This is a genomic window from Bradyrhizobium sp. SPXBL-04 (genome assembly GCF_051853035.1).
GTDB classification, from domain to species: Bacteria; Pseudomonadota; Alphaproteobacteria; order Rhizobiales; family Xanthobacteraceae; genus Bradyrhizobium; species Bradyrhizobium zhanjiangense.
Genome location: NZ_CP182472.1, coordinates 4,470,453 through 4,487,610 on the forward strand (window position 1 = coordinate 4,470,453; position 17,158 = coordinate 4,487,610).

Below are 17,158 nucleotides of genomic sequence, written 5' to 3' on the forward strand. Positions count from 1 at the left end.
GGCATTCACCGCGCGTTCAGGTGGAAGCAGATTCTGACCTACCGCCGGAAGAACGACGACAGCGTCGATCCCGCAGACGCTGATGCCGTCTCCGGCTTCGCCGGTGCCGGCTGAGCCGCGGGTGCAGGCGCGGGCTCCTCATGCTTTGACGAGCGCTTCGAGGAGTAGCTGCGGCGGCGCTGCGGCTTCTCGGGCTTGGCGCTGGGCGCGGGCGCGGCTTCGGCTTGCGGTACCGCGTCCTGGTTGTTCTCGGAGCTCTTCTCCTGAACCCTGTCCTGAGTCTTTTCTTGTCTCTTGTCTTGCGCCTTCTCTTGCGCCTTTTCTTGGCCGCCGCGCATCGACAGGCGCTGGCCATCGAACACGGTGGTCTCGCAATGGCGATCGTTCTCGGTGAGGCTGGCGCAGAGTTTTGCGGCGGCGGCGGCGTTGATCAGGGGACCGGCACCCAAGCGGAGCTGCATGCCGAGGCCGGTGGCGCCCTCCTTGATCATGATGATCGGCCGCAGTGCGCCGACTTCCGGATTGGATTTGGTCACGCCGCGCCAGAGCGCGCGCAGGCCGTCGATCGAGTTGGCGCCGCCGAGGTCGATTGCAAAGCGCGTCTGCTGGACTGCGATCGCGGGGGCTTCGGTCTCGGCTGCTTCCGGCGGCTTCGTTGCTGCCGCGACGACCTCGGTTGGAGCAGCAGCCGGCTCGGCCTTCTTCTCGGCGGCCTTCTCAGCTGCCTCGGGCTGAATCAGTTTGGACGCGGCCGGATCCGGCGGCGCCATGATCGACTTGGACGGCACCAGCGGAATGGTCGGCGACTGCTGCACGAGCGAGGCGGCAGCCGCGGTCTGCGGCGGTGGGCTCGAGGGCTCCTTCACAGGCTCCTTGTGAGTATCCTTCTGATTATCCTTGGCGGCTTCAGTGCGCGGCTTCTCGCTCGCCGGAGCTGGCGTCGAGGCGACCGGCGCCACGCTGGGAGCTGCGGTCGCTGGCGCGACATCCTGCGGCTTGGCGCCTTGCGGCGGCGCGGCGCTCTGCTTGGCGATGGCACCGGTGACGGAATCGAGGCCCTGCTCCAGCACCGTGACGCGCGAATAGAGCCGGTCGCGATCGCCGTTCAGCGTCTCGATGGCGGCGGCGAGCCGGCGAGCCTCGTTCTGGCTCTCCTTGGTCAGCATCTGGAGCCGGTCGGCCTGGCGCGCGAGATCGGCGGAGGCGACCTGGTCGCGCCGCCAGCTGAGCTGGGCCTGATTGGCCATCACGGCGATGACGACGGCCCCCACGGCCGCGACGCCCCACGAGCCCAGCCGCCACATCATGCGCCGGTCGAATGCGCTTTCCTCGGCCAAAAGTCCGGAGAACAGCCCGCCGGTCTCCTTGGTGCCGAAGGCATCCGCCAGTGGGTCGGAATCCTTTGCCATGAACGTTAAGTGCCCAGCCCTGTCCGGCTTCCCCGAATCAATCAGGGAACATTAACAGGAAATACGCCTCGCACTTGAATTCCGGGCGTTTGCGGGGGTAGCAAGGCGATGGCATCAGGGCGGCCTGCCGTCCGCCGCACCAATTGATTCGGCCGTATCTGACAGGATTTCGATGACCGCCCGTTCCAGCCTCACGATCGTGCTCGCCGCCGGCGAAGGCACGCGCATGCGATCGAGCCTGCCGAAAGTGCTGCATCCCGTCGCACATCAGACGCTGCTCGCCCATGTGCTCGCCGCCGCGCCAAAGGGAACCGGCACGTCGCTCGCAGTCGTGATCGGTCCCCATCATCAGGCGGTCGCGGAGGAAGCGAGGCGCAGCCGCCCCGATGCGCTCACCTTCGTGCAAGCCGAGCGGCTCGGCACCGCGCATGCGGCGCTGGCGGCGCGCGAGGCGATTGCACGGGGCGTCGACGATCTCTTGATCGCATTCGGCGACACGCCGCTGATCTCGGCCGAAACCTTCGCGCGGCTGCGCGAACCGCTCGCCAGGGGCGCCGCGATCGCCGGGCTCGGTTTTCGCGCCGCCGATCCTTCGGGCTATGGCCGCTTCATCGTCGAGGGTGACCGCCTGGTCGCGATCCGCGAAGAGGCCGATGCCAGTGAAGCGGAGCGCAAGATCGATCTGTGCAACGCCGGCCTGATGGCGATCGACGGTCGCCGCGCGCTCGAAATTCTCGGGCAGATCGGCAATGCCAATTCCAAGAGCGAATATTATCTGACGGACGCAGTCGGCATCGTCCGCAAAAAGGGATGGGAGTCGGTCGTGATCGAGACCAGTGAAGACGAAGTGCGTGGCATCAACACCAAGGCGCAACTCGCCGAAGCGGAAAGCGTGATGCAGGCGCGCTTACGCAAAGCGGCGATGGAGGCCGGCGTCACGCTGGTCGCGCCGGAGACGGTGTTCCTGTCCGCCGACACCGTGTTCGGCAAGGACGTGACCATCGAGCCGTTCGTGGTCATCGGCCCGGGCATCTCGATCGCTGACGGCGCGGTGATCCATTCCTTCTCGCACATCGTGCAGAGTTCGATTGGCAAGAACGCATCTGTCGGTCCGTTCTCGCGCATGAGGCCGGGCAGCTCGCTCGGCGAAGGTGCCAAGATCGGCAACTTCGTGGAGACCAAGGCCGCGACGCTCGAGGCGGGAGCGAAGGCTAATCATCTCGCCTACATCGGTGATGCGATCGTCGGCGCCAAGTCCAACATCGGTGCAGGCACCATCACCTGCAACTACGACGGCTTTGGGAAGCACAAGACGGTGATCGGGCAGGGTGCGTTCGTGGGCACCAACTCCTCGCTGGTCGCCCCCGTCAAGATCGGCAACGGCGCCTATATCGGCTCCGGCTCGGTGATCACCCGCGATGTGCCCGATGATGCGATGGCGCTGGAGCGCAACCAGCAGACCATCCGGGAAGGCGGTGCTGCGCGCTATCGCGAGATGAAGACGGGCGGCAAGACTCTCGAAAAGAAGCCGGAGAAGTGAGCGAGGCTATTCGTCCGCGAATTCGGAGAAGATCGCGCGGGTCAGGCGCCAGCCGCGCGGCTTGGCACGCTTGGCCGGCTCGCCTTCGGGATGCTTGATGAAGAGGGGCTTGTTTTCCTTGCCCCGCAGGGGCGGCGGCCAATGCGCAAGGTGCGTGCCCGAGGTCTCGCTGGCGCGCAGATACATCGACGACAGGCCTTTGCGGTCGGATGAGCTTCTCATGGCCGTCTCTCCTGGGTGGGAATCGTTGGCCAAACATGTTGACAGTGAGTTAACGTGCGGGGTTAAAGGCCGGCCAAATCGACGCAGGCGAGGCTCGGTGTGATCTGGCGCTGTCTCAATCAGCAATAATTATTGAGTATCTGGTTCCGTAGGAGTTTCGCTAAAACCGACCGCGTCGTTTAGGCGATTTTTCGGCGATTTGGGGGATAGTGATCCGCATGTGCGGGATTGTCGGCATTCTCGGGCGCGAGCCGGTTGCAGAGCAATTGGTGGATTCGCTCAAACGTCTCGAATATCGCGGCTACGATTCCGCGGGCGTCGCCACACTCGAGGGCACGCATCTGGAGCGCCGCCGCGCCGAGGGCAAGCTGAAGAACCTGGAGAAGCGGCTCGAGGCGGAGCCGTTGAAGGGCACCACCGGCATCGGTCACACCCGCTGGGCCACCCACGGCAAGCCGACCGTCAACAACGCCCATCCGCACGCGACCGAGCGCGTCGCCGTGGTCCACAACGGCATCATCGAGAATTTCCGCGAGCTGCGCGAGGAACTCGAGACGAAGGGCACGGTGTTCCACACCGAGACCGACACGGAGATCGTGGTGCACCTCGTCGACGATCTGCTCGCGCGCGGCAACAAGCCGGTCGAGGCCGTCAAGCTGACGCTGGCGCGCTTACGCGGCGCCTTCGCCCTCGGCTTCATCTTCGCCGGCGACGACGACCTCATGATCGGCGCCCGCAACGGCCCGCCGCTCGCGATCGGCTATGGCGACGGCGAGATGTATCTCGGCTCCGACGCCATCGCGCTCGGCCCCTTCACCGAGACGATCAGCTATCTCGAGGACGGCGACTGGGTCGTGCTCACCCGCAACAGCGCAACGATCTTCGACAAGGACGGCCACGCCGTCCAGCGCGACAAGATCAGGCACGCGGCCTCGACCTCGCTGGTCGACAAGGCCAACTACCGCCACTTCATGGCGAAGGAGATCCACGAGCAGCCGGAAGTGGTCGGTCACACGCTCGCGCGTTATGTCGATATGGCGACCGAGCGCGTCTCCCTGCCGGTCAAGCTGCCATTCGACTTCAAGACCATCCAGCGCATCAACATTACGGCCTGCGGCACAGCGAGCTATGCCGGCTTCGTTGCAAAGTACTGGTTCGAGCGTTTTGCGCGTGTGCCGGTCGAGGTCGACGTCGCCTCCGAATTCCGCTACCGCGAAGCGCCCCTGCGCAAGGGTGATCTCGCCATCTTCATCTCGCAGTCCGGCGAGACCGCAGACACGCTGGCGGCGCTGCGCTATGCCAAGGCCGGGGGCGTGCACACGGTCGCCGTCGTCAACGTGGCGACCTCGACGATCGCGCGCGAAAGCGAGACCGTGCTGCAAACGCTGGCGGGACCCGAGATCGGTGTCGCCTCGACCAAGGCCTTCACCTGCCAGCTGATGGTGCTCGCAAATCTTGCAATTGCGGCCGGCAAGGCCCGCGGCGAATTGTCAGACGAGGATGAGACCAGGCTCGTCCATGGCCTCGTCGAGATCCCGCGCTTGATGTCGGATGCGCTCACCACCGAGGTTGAGATCGAGCGTTTGGCGCGCGAGATCGCAAAGTCGCGCGACGTGCTCTATCTTGGCCGCGGCACCAGTTTTCCACTGGCGCTCGAAGGCGCGCTGAAGCTGAAGGAGATATCCTACATCCACGCCGAAGGGTACGCTGCCGGCGAGCTGAAGCACGGACCCATCGCGCTGATCGACGAGACCATGCCCGTCGTCGTCATTGCGCCCTATGACCGGGTGTTCGAAAAGACCGTCTCGAACATGCAGGAGGTCGCCGCCCGCGGCGGCAAAATCATTCTGATGACCGATGCCAAGGGCGCGGAGGAGGCGACGGTCGATTCTCTCGTCACCATCGTGATGCCCGACATGGCGGGGGCGTTCACGCCGATGGTCTATGCCGTTCCCGTGCAGCTGCTCGCCTATCACACGGCCGTGGTGATGGGCACCGACGTGGACCAGCCGCGCAACCTCGCGAAATCGGTGACCGTGGAATAGGCACAAGGGATATCGGTTGGTCGCAGCCTTCCAAAACCTGCTAGAAGACCCTAGCTTGTGTGCTGCGACCGATCTGGAACCCGAATGACCCCCCGCGACGACGCGCCTGCGCCTCTTGATCCCGTCCCGGAACCACATACCGGCCTAATGGGCCGTTTTCGCAATTATTTCCTGACCGGCCTCGTCGTGACGGGGCCGATCGCGATCACGCTTTATCTGGTCTGGTGGTTCGTCACCTGGGTCGACGGCGTGGTGCGACCGTTCGTGCCGCTGGCCTATCGACCCGAAACCTATCTTCCCTATGGTGTTCCCGGCTGGGGACTGATTGTCGCATTCTTCACGCTGACGCTGGTCGGCTTCCTCGCGGCCAACCTGATCGGCCGGACGCTGGTCGACGTCGGCGAGACCTTTCTCGGCCGGATTCCGGCGGTGCGCGCGATCTATCGCGGCCTCAAGCAGGTGTTCGAGACGTTGTTCTCGGGCAAGGGTTCGAGCTTCCGGAAAGTGGGCCTGGTCGAGTTTCCCTCGCCCGGCATGTGGTCGATCGTGCTGATCTCGCAATCGCCGAACGAGGACATTGCGCGCAACCTGCCGGGACAGGAGGAGCACGTCTCGGTGTTCCTGCCGTGCTCGCCGAACCCGACCACCGGCTTCTTCTTCTATGTCCCGAAGAGCAAGATCATTGAGGTCGACCTCAGCGCCGAGGATGCCGCGACGTTGATCATGTCGGCCGGCGTGGTGCAGCCTGGCTCGGCACCAGATCCGAAGAAGGCCGCCGCGCTCGCGGGCGTGGCGAACGCCGCACGCATCGCCAACACGTCTGCGCTCCAACCCCAGCAGCCTGCGAAAGTGGAGTAGGGCCATTCCCGCGCGGGATGGCCGCGTTCACGCAGGCGTTCGCGTCCTCTGCTAGTCTCCGGTTGAACTGATCGTATCGTTCGGAATTCGACCTGGAGTGCATGATGTCCAAAACCATTGCGATCCTCGCGCCCGGTGCCATGGGCAGCGCCGTGGCTCGCCGCCTCAGCGAGAATGGCGCACGGGTGCTGACGTCACTGAAGGGGCGGAGCGAGGCGACGCTGAAACGGGCGGCGGACGCCGGCATGATCGGCGCCGAGGACGACGCGCTCGCCGAAGCCGACATCATCCTCTCGATCGTGCCGCCGGGCGAAGCCGTGGCGCTGGCTGAACGGCTGGCCGCGCTGATCGTCCGACGCGAGAAGAAGCCGGTCGTGGTCGACTGCAACGCCGTCAATGTCGACACCGTGCAAAGGATCGAGGAGATCATCGGCTCGGCGCAGGCGCCTTTCGTCGATGCCGGCATCATCGGCTTTCCGCCGCAGCGTGGTGGCAAGAGCCCGGCCTTCTACATGTCCGGCGAGCACGCCAAGGACGTCGCCGTGCTGAAAGAGCTGGGCCTCGACGTGCGGATCGTCGAAGGCCCGATCGGCGCAGCCTCTGCACTCAAGATGTCCTACGCCGGCATCGTCAAAGGCCTCGCCGGCATCGGCTCGGCCATGGTGGTCGCGGCCACGAAAGCCGGCGCGGCCGACGCGCTGCGCGACGAGCTCGCGCTCAGCCAGCCTGCAATTCTGGCGCGCCTCGAAGTGGCGCTGCCGGACATGATCCCGAAGGCGTATCGCTGGGTCGCCGAGATGCGGGAGATTTCGGGATTCTTGGGTCCGGATCATCCGGCCAGCCAGATCTATGAAGGCTTTGCGAAGTGGTTCGAGCATCTCGCCGAGGATGCCAAGGGGAAGGCGATGGATGCCGCGCTGATGAAGGCGTTCGCGGCGAATGTCCCGAAGAAGGACTAGAATCTACCTGCATGCCCGATCCGTCGAATGTCTTGCGCCAAGACCTTGGGCTAAGACAGTGGTTGCATCTCCGAGAACATATCGACAATCTTGTTGGTCATGCCGTCCACGATCAGCACCTGATCCTTCATCTTGACGTACATATAATCGCGCAGCTCTGGCAATTGCGTGAGCACCTGTGCTGGCAGTCCTTGAGCCTTTACGCCTTTTGGAAGTGTTGCGCCAACGGCAGGGGTAAAGTCCTTGGCTGGCTGGGTGGTCTTCAGCCGGAATTGGATCTCGTTATGCTCGGTCAGCACGGTCTTGCGGATCTGCTCGCGCTGAGCGTTGGTGAGGCTGAGTTTCGGCAGGGACGGATGTTGCGATATCGTTGTGCCATCGCTCAATTCAACCGCACCTTGCCCACCCGGTTGCGCGAGCGATATTGCGGGCGCGCCGAGTAAGATCGCGAGCGCGGCGATGGTGGTGGGAGCCCTCATGGTCTGCTCCTTCCTGTCTGCGCCGCCCTTGAGCGATTAACGGGCCGATCGTGCGTTCCGTTCCGCGGCGGGGCCCGACGAGCGCGCCTTTGCCTGTCCTACGGGTAATCATGCCCCGGGATCAGGCTACGGCAAGAGTTCCGTGCGTGCGCTCAAGGCAGGCAATGACGGGAATGTACCATCTTGCCCGAGCATCGCTTTCCCGGAGGCATTGCGCCGGCGACGGATCAGCGTGGATGACCCCATATGCGCCAATGGGTAGGCTGAATGTCGGCGTGCGTTTTGCCCGATCGATCGACCCAATTGGATCCATCCTTGTGACAGGGAAAGGGAAGCGAGTGGACGATACCATCAAAGTCCAGCGCGCAGATTTCGAGATCCCCGTCTAAGGGAGCCGTCGAAGTGGACTGCCATTCGGTGGAGATGAACTGCATGATCTACCTCCAGCAGGGATGTGGGGACAGTTCCAATATACCTTTAGCACGAGTGATCCGTCCCTGAATGTGAGCCAGTTCGCAATGAAACAAGGAAAACCTTACCCTTCATTGGGGCAATTGCATTGTCCTTGCCTCGGGCGCACGAGAACGCTTCAGCCCGCACCGATCAACGGGATCGCTTCGTCCCGTTCGTACAGATAGAGCAGGCACCGCAGCGCTTCGCCGCGCTCGCCCTTCAGCTTCGGATCGTCCTTCAGGATGCGCAGCGCCTCGTCGCGGGCCTGGGCGATGAGCTGGCCGTGCACCTCCGGGCGCGCGATGCGGTAGCCGGGCAGGCCGCTCTGGCGCACGCCCAACACATCGCCTTCGCCGCGCAGCTTCAGGTCCTCCTCGGCGATGCGGAAGCCGTCGGTGGTCTCACGGATCACTTTCAACCGTGCCTTCGACATCTCCCCAAGCGGCTCGCCATAGAGCAGAATGCAGGTCGAGGCTTCCGAGCCACGTCCGATGCGGCCGCGCAGCTGGTGCAGCTGGGCGAGACCAAAACGCTCGGCATTCTCGATCACCATGATGGTCGCGGCCGGCACGTCGACGCCGACCTCGACCACGGTGGTCGCTACGAGTAGGCCGATCTCGTGGGCGGCGAACTGGCCCATGACATGGTCCTTCTCGGCGCCTTTCATCTGGCCGTGGACGAGGCCGACGCGCTCGCCGAAGCGCTTTTGCAGGCTCTCGAACCGCTTGGTCGCATTGGTGAGGTGCTCGGTGCCCTCGGCCTCGGATTCCTCGACCAGTGGGCAGATCCAGTAGACCAGCTTACCCGATTGCAGCGCGCGACCGACGCCCTCCATGACCTCGCTGATGCGGCTCATCGGCACCGCGCGGGTGTCGATCGGCTGGCGGCCGGCAGGCTTTTCGCGCAGCTCGGAGATGTCCATGTCGCCGAAATAGGTGAGCACCAGCGTGCGCGGGATCGGCGTTGCGCTGAGCACCAGGACATCGACGGATTCGCCCTTCGACGTCAGCGCGAGGCGCTCGCGCACGCCAAAACGGTGCTGCTCGTCGACGATGGCAAGCGCGAGATCATGGAAGATCACGTCATCCTGGATCAGCGCATGGGTGCCGACGAGCAGGTCGATCTCGCCGGCTTCAAGCTGCGCCAAGAGCTCGCGCCGCTCCTTGCCCTTTTCGCGGCCGGTGAGGATCGCGACCTGCATGCCGGCGCGCTCGGCGAGCGGGGCGATGGTCTTGATGTGCTGGCGCGCCAGGATTTCGGTCGGAGCCATCAGCGCGGCCTGCTTGCCGACCTCGGCAACCGCCGCGGCAGCGAGCAGCGCCACCACCGTCTTGCCGGAGCCGACGTCGCCCTGGAGCAGGCGCAGCATGCGCACGGGCTGTTTCAGGTCCTCGGCGATGGCCGCGGCAGCGCTGCGTTGCGAGGGCGTCAGCGCATAGGGCAGGGCGTCGATGATCTTGTTACGCAGGTGTCCGTCGCCGGCGTTGCGCACGCCGGCGGGGCGGCGCAATTGCGCACGGATCAGGGCGAGCGCGAGCTGGCCGGCGAGCAATTCGTCGAAGGCGAGGCGCGACCAGAACGGCTGATCCGGCAGGATGTCCGTGAGCTCGACCGGCTGATGCACGCGATTGAGCGCATCGGCAATTGGCGGGAAGTGGCAGCGACGCATCACCTCCGGGCTGATCCATTCGGGCAGGGCCGGCAGTTTTTGCAGCGCCTGCGCGATCGCACGGCGCAGCGAGCCGAGCGCGAGGCCCTCGGTCAGCGGATAGACCGGATCGATGCCGGAGAGCTTTGCAATCGCCTCCTCGTCAAGCACGCGATCGGGATGCACGATCTGCGGGATGCCGTCATACATCTGCAGCGTGCCGGAGACGTAACGCTTCGCGCCCATCGGCAACAGCTTCTCGACATAGCCGGGCTTGGCGCGGAAGAACGTCAGCACGACGTCCCCGGTGTCATCGCTGGCATAGACGAGATATGGCGCGCGCGCGTTGCGCGGCGGGGGCGGACGATGGCGATCGACGGTGACCTCCAGTGTCACCATGGTTCCCTGGACGGCGTCGCGGATTTTTGGCCGGGCCCGGCGGTCGATGACCTGGCTCGGCAGATGCAGCAGCAGGTCGACCAGCCGCGGCGTCTCGTTGCGGCTGAGCAGGTATTGCAACAGCTTGTCCTGCTTCGGACCGACGCCGGACAGGCTGGTCACGGGAGCAAACAGCGGGTTGAGCAGGCTGGGGCGCATTCGTGGAATCTAAGATCGTTCCTCGCCGTCATGCCCGGCTTTATGCCGGGCATCCACGTCTTTTTTTTCGGAGCCCGACTGACCATGACGCACCGGATGGGCGGACTGTCACAACAAAGGGCTGACACGGCCGGTCCGAGTGGCTATATCCACCCCGCCCGGCACGTCCGGGCTTTCTGCGTTTGACTGGATTTGAGACATGACGGGAACGACACGATCGAGCAGCGGGCTGGACGACCGCCGCAAGCGGCTTCTGTTCCGCTGCTGGCACCGCGGCACGCGCGAGATGGACCTGATCCTCGGCCACTTTGCGGATGCCGAGATCGGCAATTTGTCCGAGCCTGAATTGATCGAGCTCGAGCGCCTGCTCGAGGTCAACGATCCCGATCTCTATGCCGCCATCACCGGCGACAAGGTGCTTCCGGCCGACGTCACCGGCGCGCTGTTTGCCCGCATCAAGGCGTATCCGATCGCGGACCGCGACGCATGAAGCAGGGTATGAAATCACCGGCCGATCTGCTGACGCCCGGCCGCGCCTTAACGCTCGCCAATGTCGCCGAGGGCGCCGAAGGCCTCGTCGTCTCCGATCTCGCCCGGGCCATCGCGGCGCGGCCGAAGAAGCCGGCGGTCAGTCTTGCGGTGGTGTGCCGCGACGGTCCGCGGATGCAGCAGCTCGAACGCGCGCTGCAATTCTTCGCGCCCGATCTGCCGGTGTTGATCTTCCCGGCCTGGGACTGCCAGCCCTATGACCGCGTCTCGCCGCATGGCGGCATTTTGGCGCAACGCCTGACGACGTTGGCACGACTTGCGTCCCTGACGGGCAGCGACAAGCCGTTGATCGTGCTGACCACGGTGAATGCCGTGGTTCAGCGCGTGCCTGCGCGCGAGCTCGTCGCGGCGCAGGCGCTGTCGGTTGCCCCGGGCAACGTAGTGCCGATGGACACCATCGTCGCCTGGCTGGAGCATAACGGCTACAACCGCTCCTCGACCGTGCGCGAGCCCGGCGAATATGCCGTGCGCGGCGGCATCCTGGACCTGTTTCCGGCCGGTCTCGATCAGCCCGTGCGCTTCGACTTCTTCGGCGACAGCCTGGAGTCGATCCGCTCCTTCGACGCCGAGACCCAGCGCACGCTGCTCGACATGCGTGCGCTCGACCTCGTTCCGGTCTCGGAATTTCAGCTCGTCACCGACACCATCCGCCGTTTCCGCATGGGCTATGTCGCCGAATTCGGTGCGCCCGAGCGCGACGACGCGCTGTACGAAGCTGTCAGCGAAGGCCGCCGTCATCCCGGCATGGAGCACTGGCTGCCGCTGTTCCAGGACCGGATGGACACGCTGTTCGACTATCTGCGAGGGGCAGCCGTCGCGATCGAGCCGCAGGCCGAGGACGCCGTGCGCGAGCGCTTCAAGCAGATCCTCGACTATTACGAGGCCCGGCGCGAGGCGATGGAGCATCCCGGCGGCGGTGCCATCTACAAGCCGTTGCCGCCTGACAGGCTTTATTTGACCGAGGAGGAATGGGGCAGGCGCCTCGGTGATATCCCGCTGGCGCGGTTGACGCAGTTCTCCGTGCCGGCCGATGGCACGAGTGTCATCGATGCCGGTGCGCGCAAGGGCCGTGACTTCGCGCCGGAGCGCAACGACACCACCGTCAACGTGTTCGAATCCGTGGTCGCGCATGTGATGGCACTGCAGGCCCAGCGCAAGAAAGTCGTGATCGCGCTCTGGACCGAAGGCTCGCGCGACCGCATGACTTCGATGCTGCGCGACCACAAGCTGGCCCACACCACCAGCGTCAACAGCTGGCGGACGGTGCAGGCGACGCCGCGCAACGAGACCATGCTCGCCGTGCTCGGCCTCGAAAGCGGCTTCGAGACCGACGAGATCGCACTGATCAGCGAGCAGGACATCCTCGGCGACCGCCTGGTGCGGCCGCGCAAGGCGAGCCGCAAGCTCGACAATTTCATCTCGGAGGTGACGAGCCTCACTGCCGGCGACATCGTCGTCCACGTCGACCACGGCATCGGCCGCTTCATCGGCCTGCAGACCCTCGATGTCGCCGGTGCGCCGCATGACTGCCTCGAACTGCATTATGCGGCCGAGACGAAGCTGTTCCTCCCGGTCGAGAACATCGAGCTGTTATCCCGCTACGGCTCCGACCAGGCCACGGTCGAACTCGACCGCCTCGGTGGAGGCGGCTGGCAGACCCGGAAGGCAAAACTCAAGAACCGCATTCGCGAGATCGCGGGCGAATTGATCAAGATCGCTGCCGCGCGCCATCTGCACGAGGCGCCAAAGCTACCGGTGCAACCGGGCCTCTACGACGAGTTCTGTGCGCGCTTCCCCTATGACGAGACCGAGGACCAACTGGGTGCGATCGAATCCACCCTGAAGGACCTCGAGCTCGGCCGTCCGATGGACCGGTTGATCTGCGGCGATGTCGGTTTCGGCAAGACCGAGGTGGCGTTGCGCGCGGCCTTTGCCGTCGCGCTCGAAGGCAAGCAGGTCGCTGTCGTGGTGCCGACCACGCTACTCGCGCGCCAGCACGCAAGGACCTTCACCGAGCGTTTCAAGGGCTTTCCGGTCAACGTGGCGCAGGCCTCGCGCCTGGTCGCGACCAAGGAGCTCAACCTGGTCAAGAAGGGCATCGCCGACGGTTCGGTCGACATCGTCGTCGGCACCCACGCGCTGCTCGGCAAGGCGATCAAGTTCCGCGAGCTCGGCCTCGTCATCGTCGATGAGGAGCAGCATTTTGGCGTCACGCACAAGGAGCGGCTGAAGGCGTTGCGCTCCGAGGTGCACGTGCTGACGCTGTCGGCAACCCCGATCCCGCGCACGCTCCAGCTTGCGCTCACCGGCGTGCGCGAACTCTCGATCATTGCCTCGCCCCCGGTCGACCGCCTTGCGGTCCGCACCTTCGTTGCCCCGCACGATCCGCTGATGATCCGCGAGGCGCTGTTGCGCGAGCGCTATCGCGGCGGCCAGGCATTCTACGTGGTGCCGCGCATCGACGACCTCGCCGAGGTCAAGGATTTCCTCGACAAGAACGTGCCGGAGATGAAGGTCGCGGTCGCGCACGGTCAGATGCCGCCCGCCGTGATCGAGGACATCATGACGGCGTTCTACGACGGCAAGTTCGACATCCTGCTGTCGACCACGATCGTGGAATCCGGCCTCGACATTCCCAACGCCAACACGCTGATCGTGCATCGCGCCGACATGTTTGGCCTCGCCCAGCTCTATCAGCTCCGCGGCCGCGTCGGCCGCTCCAAGCTGCGGGCGTACGCGCTGTTCACGCTGCCGGCGCAGCAGAAGATCACGGCGCAGGCCGAGCGTCGGCTCACCGTGCTGCAGTCGCTGGAGACGCTCGGCGCGGGCTTCCAGCTTGCCTCTCACGACCTCGACATCCGCGGCGCCGGCAATCTGCTCGGCGAGGAGCAGTCCGGCCACATCAAGGAGGTCGGCTTCGAGCTCTATCAATCGATGCTGGAGGAGGCGATCGTCAACCTCAAGGCCGGCGTCTCGGAGCCGGCCGCCGACCGCTGGTCGCCATCGATCACGATCGGCATGCCCGTGCTCATTCCCGAGGACTATGTCGGCGACCTCTCGGTGCGGCTATCGCTGTACCGGCGCCTCGCCGATCTCGACACCGAGGAGGAGATCGAGAATTTTGGCGCCGAGATGCGCGACCGCTTTGGCGTGCTGCCGGACGAGGTGCGCTATCTGTTCAAGGTCGCCGCGATCAAGGCGTTCTGCCGCAGGGCCAATGTCGAGAAGATCGACGCGGGCCCGAAGGGCGCCGTCATCGTCTTCCGCGACAATTCGTTCGCCTATCCCGAGCGCCTGGTGACGTTCATCCGCAGCCACGGCCAGGCCGCCAAGGTGCGCCCCGACATGAAGGTGGTGTTCCTCCAGGACTGGGAGACCCCGGAAGAGCGTCTCGCCGGTACCACGGAGATCATGCGGCAACTGGCGCACCTCGCCGAGAGCAAGAAGGCGGCGTGAGGCTCCGGTCTCACCACGTCATTGCGAGGAGGCCTTGCGACGAAGCAATCCAAAATCTTTCCGCGGAGAGAGCCTGGATTGCTTCGCTTCGCTCGCAATGACGGTGCTTGTTGCGCCAGCCGGCGAGAAAACTACGACGCCGCGCGCGACGCTTCGGCCGACAGCCGCGCCAGCAGCGACCGTGCCGTATCCGACGGCGACAGCGAGTCCACGCTGACCACGGGATCGCTGCGCATCTCGTGCTTGCCGTTCGACGTATGCCGCATCACCGCGGACAGCCGGCGCGCAATCATGTGCGCCGTGCGGAAGTCGGTCTCCGCGAACACCACGATCACCGAGCCGTCCTTCTGTGCCGCGCCAAAATCCATCTGCCGCATCAGGCGGCTGAGGATGCGCGCGGCATCTAACTGGGCGCGGGGGTTATTGGGATCGAAGGCGAAGCGGGCGACGGAGAGGCCGCCGCCGCGGGCCAGCGTCTGCTCCACCGCCTTGGCAAAATCGCGGGCGAAGGCTTCCACCGTGAGCAGGCCGCTGCGCGGGTCGAGCCAGCCGCCGGCGTCGATCGAGCGCAGCGTGCGGCTCAGCTGCGCTTCCATCGCATGCTGGCGGATCAGCGGCAGTGCATTGGCGGCGACTTTCACGGGCTCGCCGGAGATCAGCTCGAGATTGGGCAGATCGTAGCTCTGCGCAAGCTGGTGTGCGGTGACGACGACGGGCAGGTTGCGGAAGCGGGTATCCTCGGCGAGCACCGTCAGGAAGGCATCGGCGACGCGCGCTGTAAAGCCTTCGGCGAGCACGACGCCGTCGAGGTCGCGCGTGTTGAGATGCTTGGCAGCGGCTTCGATCGAGAGCGCGCCGATGACGCCGACGCGTTCGCCGAGCGCGACCGAGAGCGCAGGATAGGTCTCGCCACGGCCGATCAGGAGCACGGTGGCATCGCGTGCGGGATCGGCCTCAGGCAGCGAGACCGTCGCCTCCGGCAGCCGGCGCAGCACGGTGGCATGAAGGGTGCGCACGCGCAGCGCGGCGCGGAGCCGCGCGATCAGGCGGTCGGGGTTGCCGCTGCGTGAGGCGAAGGGCAGGGCGTTGGGAGGCAGCGTGCCCGCGGCATCCATGGCCACGAAGGGAAGGTAGGGCGATTGGCTGGCGATCTTCTTCGCGAGCGGCGCGATGTGCGGCTCGTGTCCGGCATGCATCGCCGCGAGAACCGCGGCCGGCTGCACCTGCTCGACCGCGCGTGCGGCGCTAGACCAGTCGGTGTCGACCACCAGAAAGAGCCTGGCCTCGTCCAGCGCCGCAATGAAGGGCGGCCGTTCGACATTGGACACAAACAGGATCGGGCCCGCCTGGGACATTGCAAACTCTGATCACGCAACAGGTGCCGCGCAATCTAGTTTGGCCGCCTTAATGCGGCGTCAACGGAACGGGTGAAACTGGGCCTAGACCGGCCCCGAGCGGTCGCGAAAAGCCTCGACCATCAGGGGGTTAAGCCCGAGCTCGCTGAGCGCCTCGCGGGCGCGGGTATTGTCCTGGGTCCGGCCCGCCAGCCGGTGGCCGGAGAGACGGTCGGGCAGCGCGGTGAGCAGGGCACCCTGGCCGAGCCGGCGGGCCCATTCCTGGAGATCGTTGGAGAGGAACCGGTAGCCGCCGACGGCCATGATGCCGGAGGGCGGCGCGGTGATGCAGATCGCGCCGCTCGGACGGTCGAGCCGGGCGGCATAGCCGGTGTCGACATAGTCGCGCGGCGGCTGCGCGATCAACGTCTCGCCGACCGGCTGCAGCGGCGCGTAGGCCGCGATCGGCACCATCGGCCCGCGCAGGCCGAGCGTCCCCTTCGGGGTCAGCACGATCTCGCCGGCGATGGAGGAGCCGGACTGCTCGCGCGGGGCGCCATGCGGCCCCGGCATCACCGCGACAGGCATGCCGTCCTCGCCGCGGCGGGCGCCGAACAGGCCGGCCTCGCCGAACAGATAGACATCCGTGAGCGGCGCATGCGGCGCGATCCAGGCATCGCTTGCGGCGACCTGCTCGGGCGCGCGCCAGAGGCCGATGACGTTGCGTAAGGTGGGCATCCGCGCCGCGAGATCGGAATCGCCGAGGCGGAGCGCGAGCTGGGCAGGTGCGATCAGCACCTCGCATTCGTGCTGGTTGATCTGCTGCTCCAGCACTTCGCTCTCGAAGGGATGATGCAGCGCCAGCGTGCCGCCCGAGAGCAGCCACACTGCGAGCGAAGAGGCCAGCCCCGCGAACGACATCGGCGCGAACGCCGCCATCACGGTCGCGCCCTGCTTGACGTCGGCTTCGAGCGACATCGCCAACCCGCCGGCGATCAGGCTGAAATGCGGCCGCGGCACCGGGCGAAAACCTTCCGCGGTGACGTCGAAGGAAATCATCGCCGCCTTGCGGCCGTCCTGGATCACGGTGCGCGTGGTGCCGGGCGGGCGGGCCAGCACGCCGTCGAGCGAAGCCATGCCTTCGGGCAGATCGGTGCCGAAGCCGCAGACGTGACGGATCGAGAAGGCTTCGGCCGCCGCATGCATCGCAAGGTCGGCATAGCTGACGCCGTCGACCGTGCTCATGGTAACGATGGCGCGCGCGGCGGTGCGGTTGAGCGCGGCGGTCAGTTCCGCGTGCCGCCACAGCAGCGGCAGCACGGCGACGACGAGGCCGGCGCGATGGGCGGCGAGCACCGTCAGCACGAACTCGACCGTGTTGGGCAGCTGGATCGCGATGACGGAATTGGCCGGCAGGCCGGATTCCACGAAATACGCCGACAGTGCCTCGATCGCCGTATCGGCCTCGGCGTAGGTCATCCGCCGCGGCTGGTGCCCGGTCACGCGCGCCTTGTTGAGGGGATCGAGCAAAGCGGGCGCGTGCGGCTGCCGGGTCAGCGTGCGCTGAAACAGCGTGTCGAGCGTCGGCGATGTTGCTGGCTGGTTCACG

Annotated in this window: 12 protein-coding genes; 6 read left to right on the forward strand and 6 right to left on the reverse strand. The window is 65.7% G+C overall.

Features of this window, described 5'->3' with window-relative positions:
• Window positions 1–38: 38 nt before the first annotated feature.
• Window positions 39–1,409 (reverse strand): hypothetical protein, encoded by a 1,371-nt coding sequence (locus ACNJX8_RS21140; RefSeq protein ID WP_439356637.1) that lies wholly within the window; start codon window positions 1,407–1,409, stop codon window positions 39–41.
• A gap of 172 nt (window positions 1,410–1,581) precedes the next feature.
• Between ACNJX8_RS21140 and glmU the strand changes: the two genes are divergently transcribed.
• Window positions 1,582–2,949: a bifunctional UDP-N-acetylglucosamine diphosphorylase/glucosamine-1-phosphate N-acetyltransferase GlmU gene (glmU, locus tag ACNJX8_RS21145; RefSeq protein WP_439356638.1), complete on the forward strand. Its 1,368-nt coding sequence runs from the start codon at window positions 1,582–1,584 to the stop codon at window positions 2,947–2,949.
• 6 nt (window positions 2,950–2,955) lie between these two features.
• On the opposite strand, the gene ACNJX8_RS21150 is transcribed toward glmU, so the two are convergent.
• A complete protein-coding gene (locus ACNJX8_RS21150; protein ID WP_128941160.1) occupies window positions 2,956–3,171 on the reverse strand; it encodes a hypothetical protein in 216 nt (71 codons plus the stop codon).
• Between the two features lie 218 nt (window positions 3,172–3,389).
• Between ACNJX8_RS21150 and glmS the strand changes: the two genes are divergently transcribed.
• The 3 genes from glmS to ACNJX8_RS21165 all read left to right on the forward strand — a co-directional run bounded on the left by glmS (window position 3,390) and on the right by ACNJX8_RS21165 (window position 7,033).
• Window positions 3,390–5,216, forward strand: a complete 1,827-nt coding sequence (glmS, locus tag ACNJX8_RS21155; protein ID WP_439356639.1) for a glutamine--fructose-6-phosphate transaminase (isomerizing) — start codon at window positions 3,390–3,392, stop codon at window positions 5,214–5,216.
• Window positions 5,217–5,300: 84 nt separating this feature from the next.
• Window positions 5,301–6,074, forward strand: coding sequence for a DUF502 domain-containing protein (locus ACNJX8_RS21160; protein WP_439356640.1), 774 nt, complete (start codon window positions 5,301–5,303; stop codon window positions 6,072–6,074).
• A gap of 104 nt (window positions 6,075–6,178) precedes the next feature.
• Window positions 6,179–7,033 (forward strand): DUF1932 domain-containing protein, encoded by an 855-nt coding sequence (locus ACNJX8_RS21165; protein ID WP_439356641.1) that lies wholly within the window; start codon window positions 6,179–6,181, stop codon window positions 7,031–7,033.
• A gap of 50 nt (window positions 7,034–7,083) precedes the next feature.
• On the opposite strand, the gene ACNJX8_RS21170 is transcribed toward ACNJX8_RS21165, so the two are convergent.
• Together ACNJX8_RS21170 and recG are read right to left on the reverse strand one after the other, a co-directional pair.
• Window positions 7,084–7,512, reverse strand: a complete 429-nt coding sequence (locus ACNJX8_RS21170) for a DUF1236 domain-containing protein (RefSeq protein WP_439356642.1) — start codon at window positions 7,510–7,512, stop codon at window positions 7,084–7,086.
• 589 nt (window positions 7,513–8,101) lie between these two features.
• Window positions 8,102–10,210 carry an ATP-dependent DNA helicase RecG gene (gene recG / locus ACNJX8_RS21175; RefSeq protein WP_439356643.1) on the reverse strand — a complete coding sequence of 703 codons (2,109 nt, stop codon included), beginning with the start codon at window positions 10,208–10,210 and terminating at the stop codon, window positions 8,102–8,104.
• A 199-nt stretch (window positions 10,211–10,409) separates the two neighbouring features.
• Here recG and ACNJX8_RS21180 point away from each other — a divergent pair, with 199 nt between their 5' ends.
• Both ACNJX8_RS21180 and mfd read left to right on the forward strand, forming a co-directional pair.
• Window positions 10,410–10,700: a succinate dehydrogenase assembly factor 2 gene (locus tag ACNJX8_RS21180; RefSeq protein WP_128933833.1), complete on the forward strand. Its 291-nt coding sequence runs from the start codon at window positions 10,410–10,412 to the stop codon at window positions 10,698–10,700.
• Window positions 10,697–14,215 carry a transcription-repair coupling factor gene (gene mfd / locus ACNJX8_RS21185; protein WP_439356644.1) on the forward strand — a complete coding sequence of 1,173 codons (3,519 nt, stop codon included), beginning with the start codon at window positions 10,697–10,699 and terminating at the stop codon, window positions 14,213–14,215. Before ACNJX8_RS21180 ends, mfd begins: the two co-directional genes overlap by 4 nt.
• Before the next feature lie 131 nt (window positions 14,216–14,346).
• On the opposite strand, the gene ACNJX8_RS21190 is transcribed toward mfd, so the two are convergent.
• Together ACNJX8_RS21190 and ACNJX8_RS21195 are read right to left on the reverse strand one after the other, a co-directional pair.
• A complete protein-coding gene (locus tag ACNJX8_RS21190; RefSeq protein ID WP_439356645.1) occupies window positions 14,347–15,570 on the reverse strand; it encodes a GGDEF domain-containing protein in 1,224 nt (407 codons plus the stop codon).
• Window positions 15,571–15,654: 84 nt separating this feature from the next.
• Entirely contained in the window at window positions 15,655–17,157 is a 1,503-nt protein-coding gene (locus ACNJX8_RS21195) for an AMP-binding protein (RefSeq protein WP_439356646.1), read from the reverse strand.
• Between the last annotated feature and the right edge of the window lies 1 nt (window position 17,158).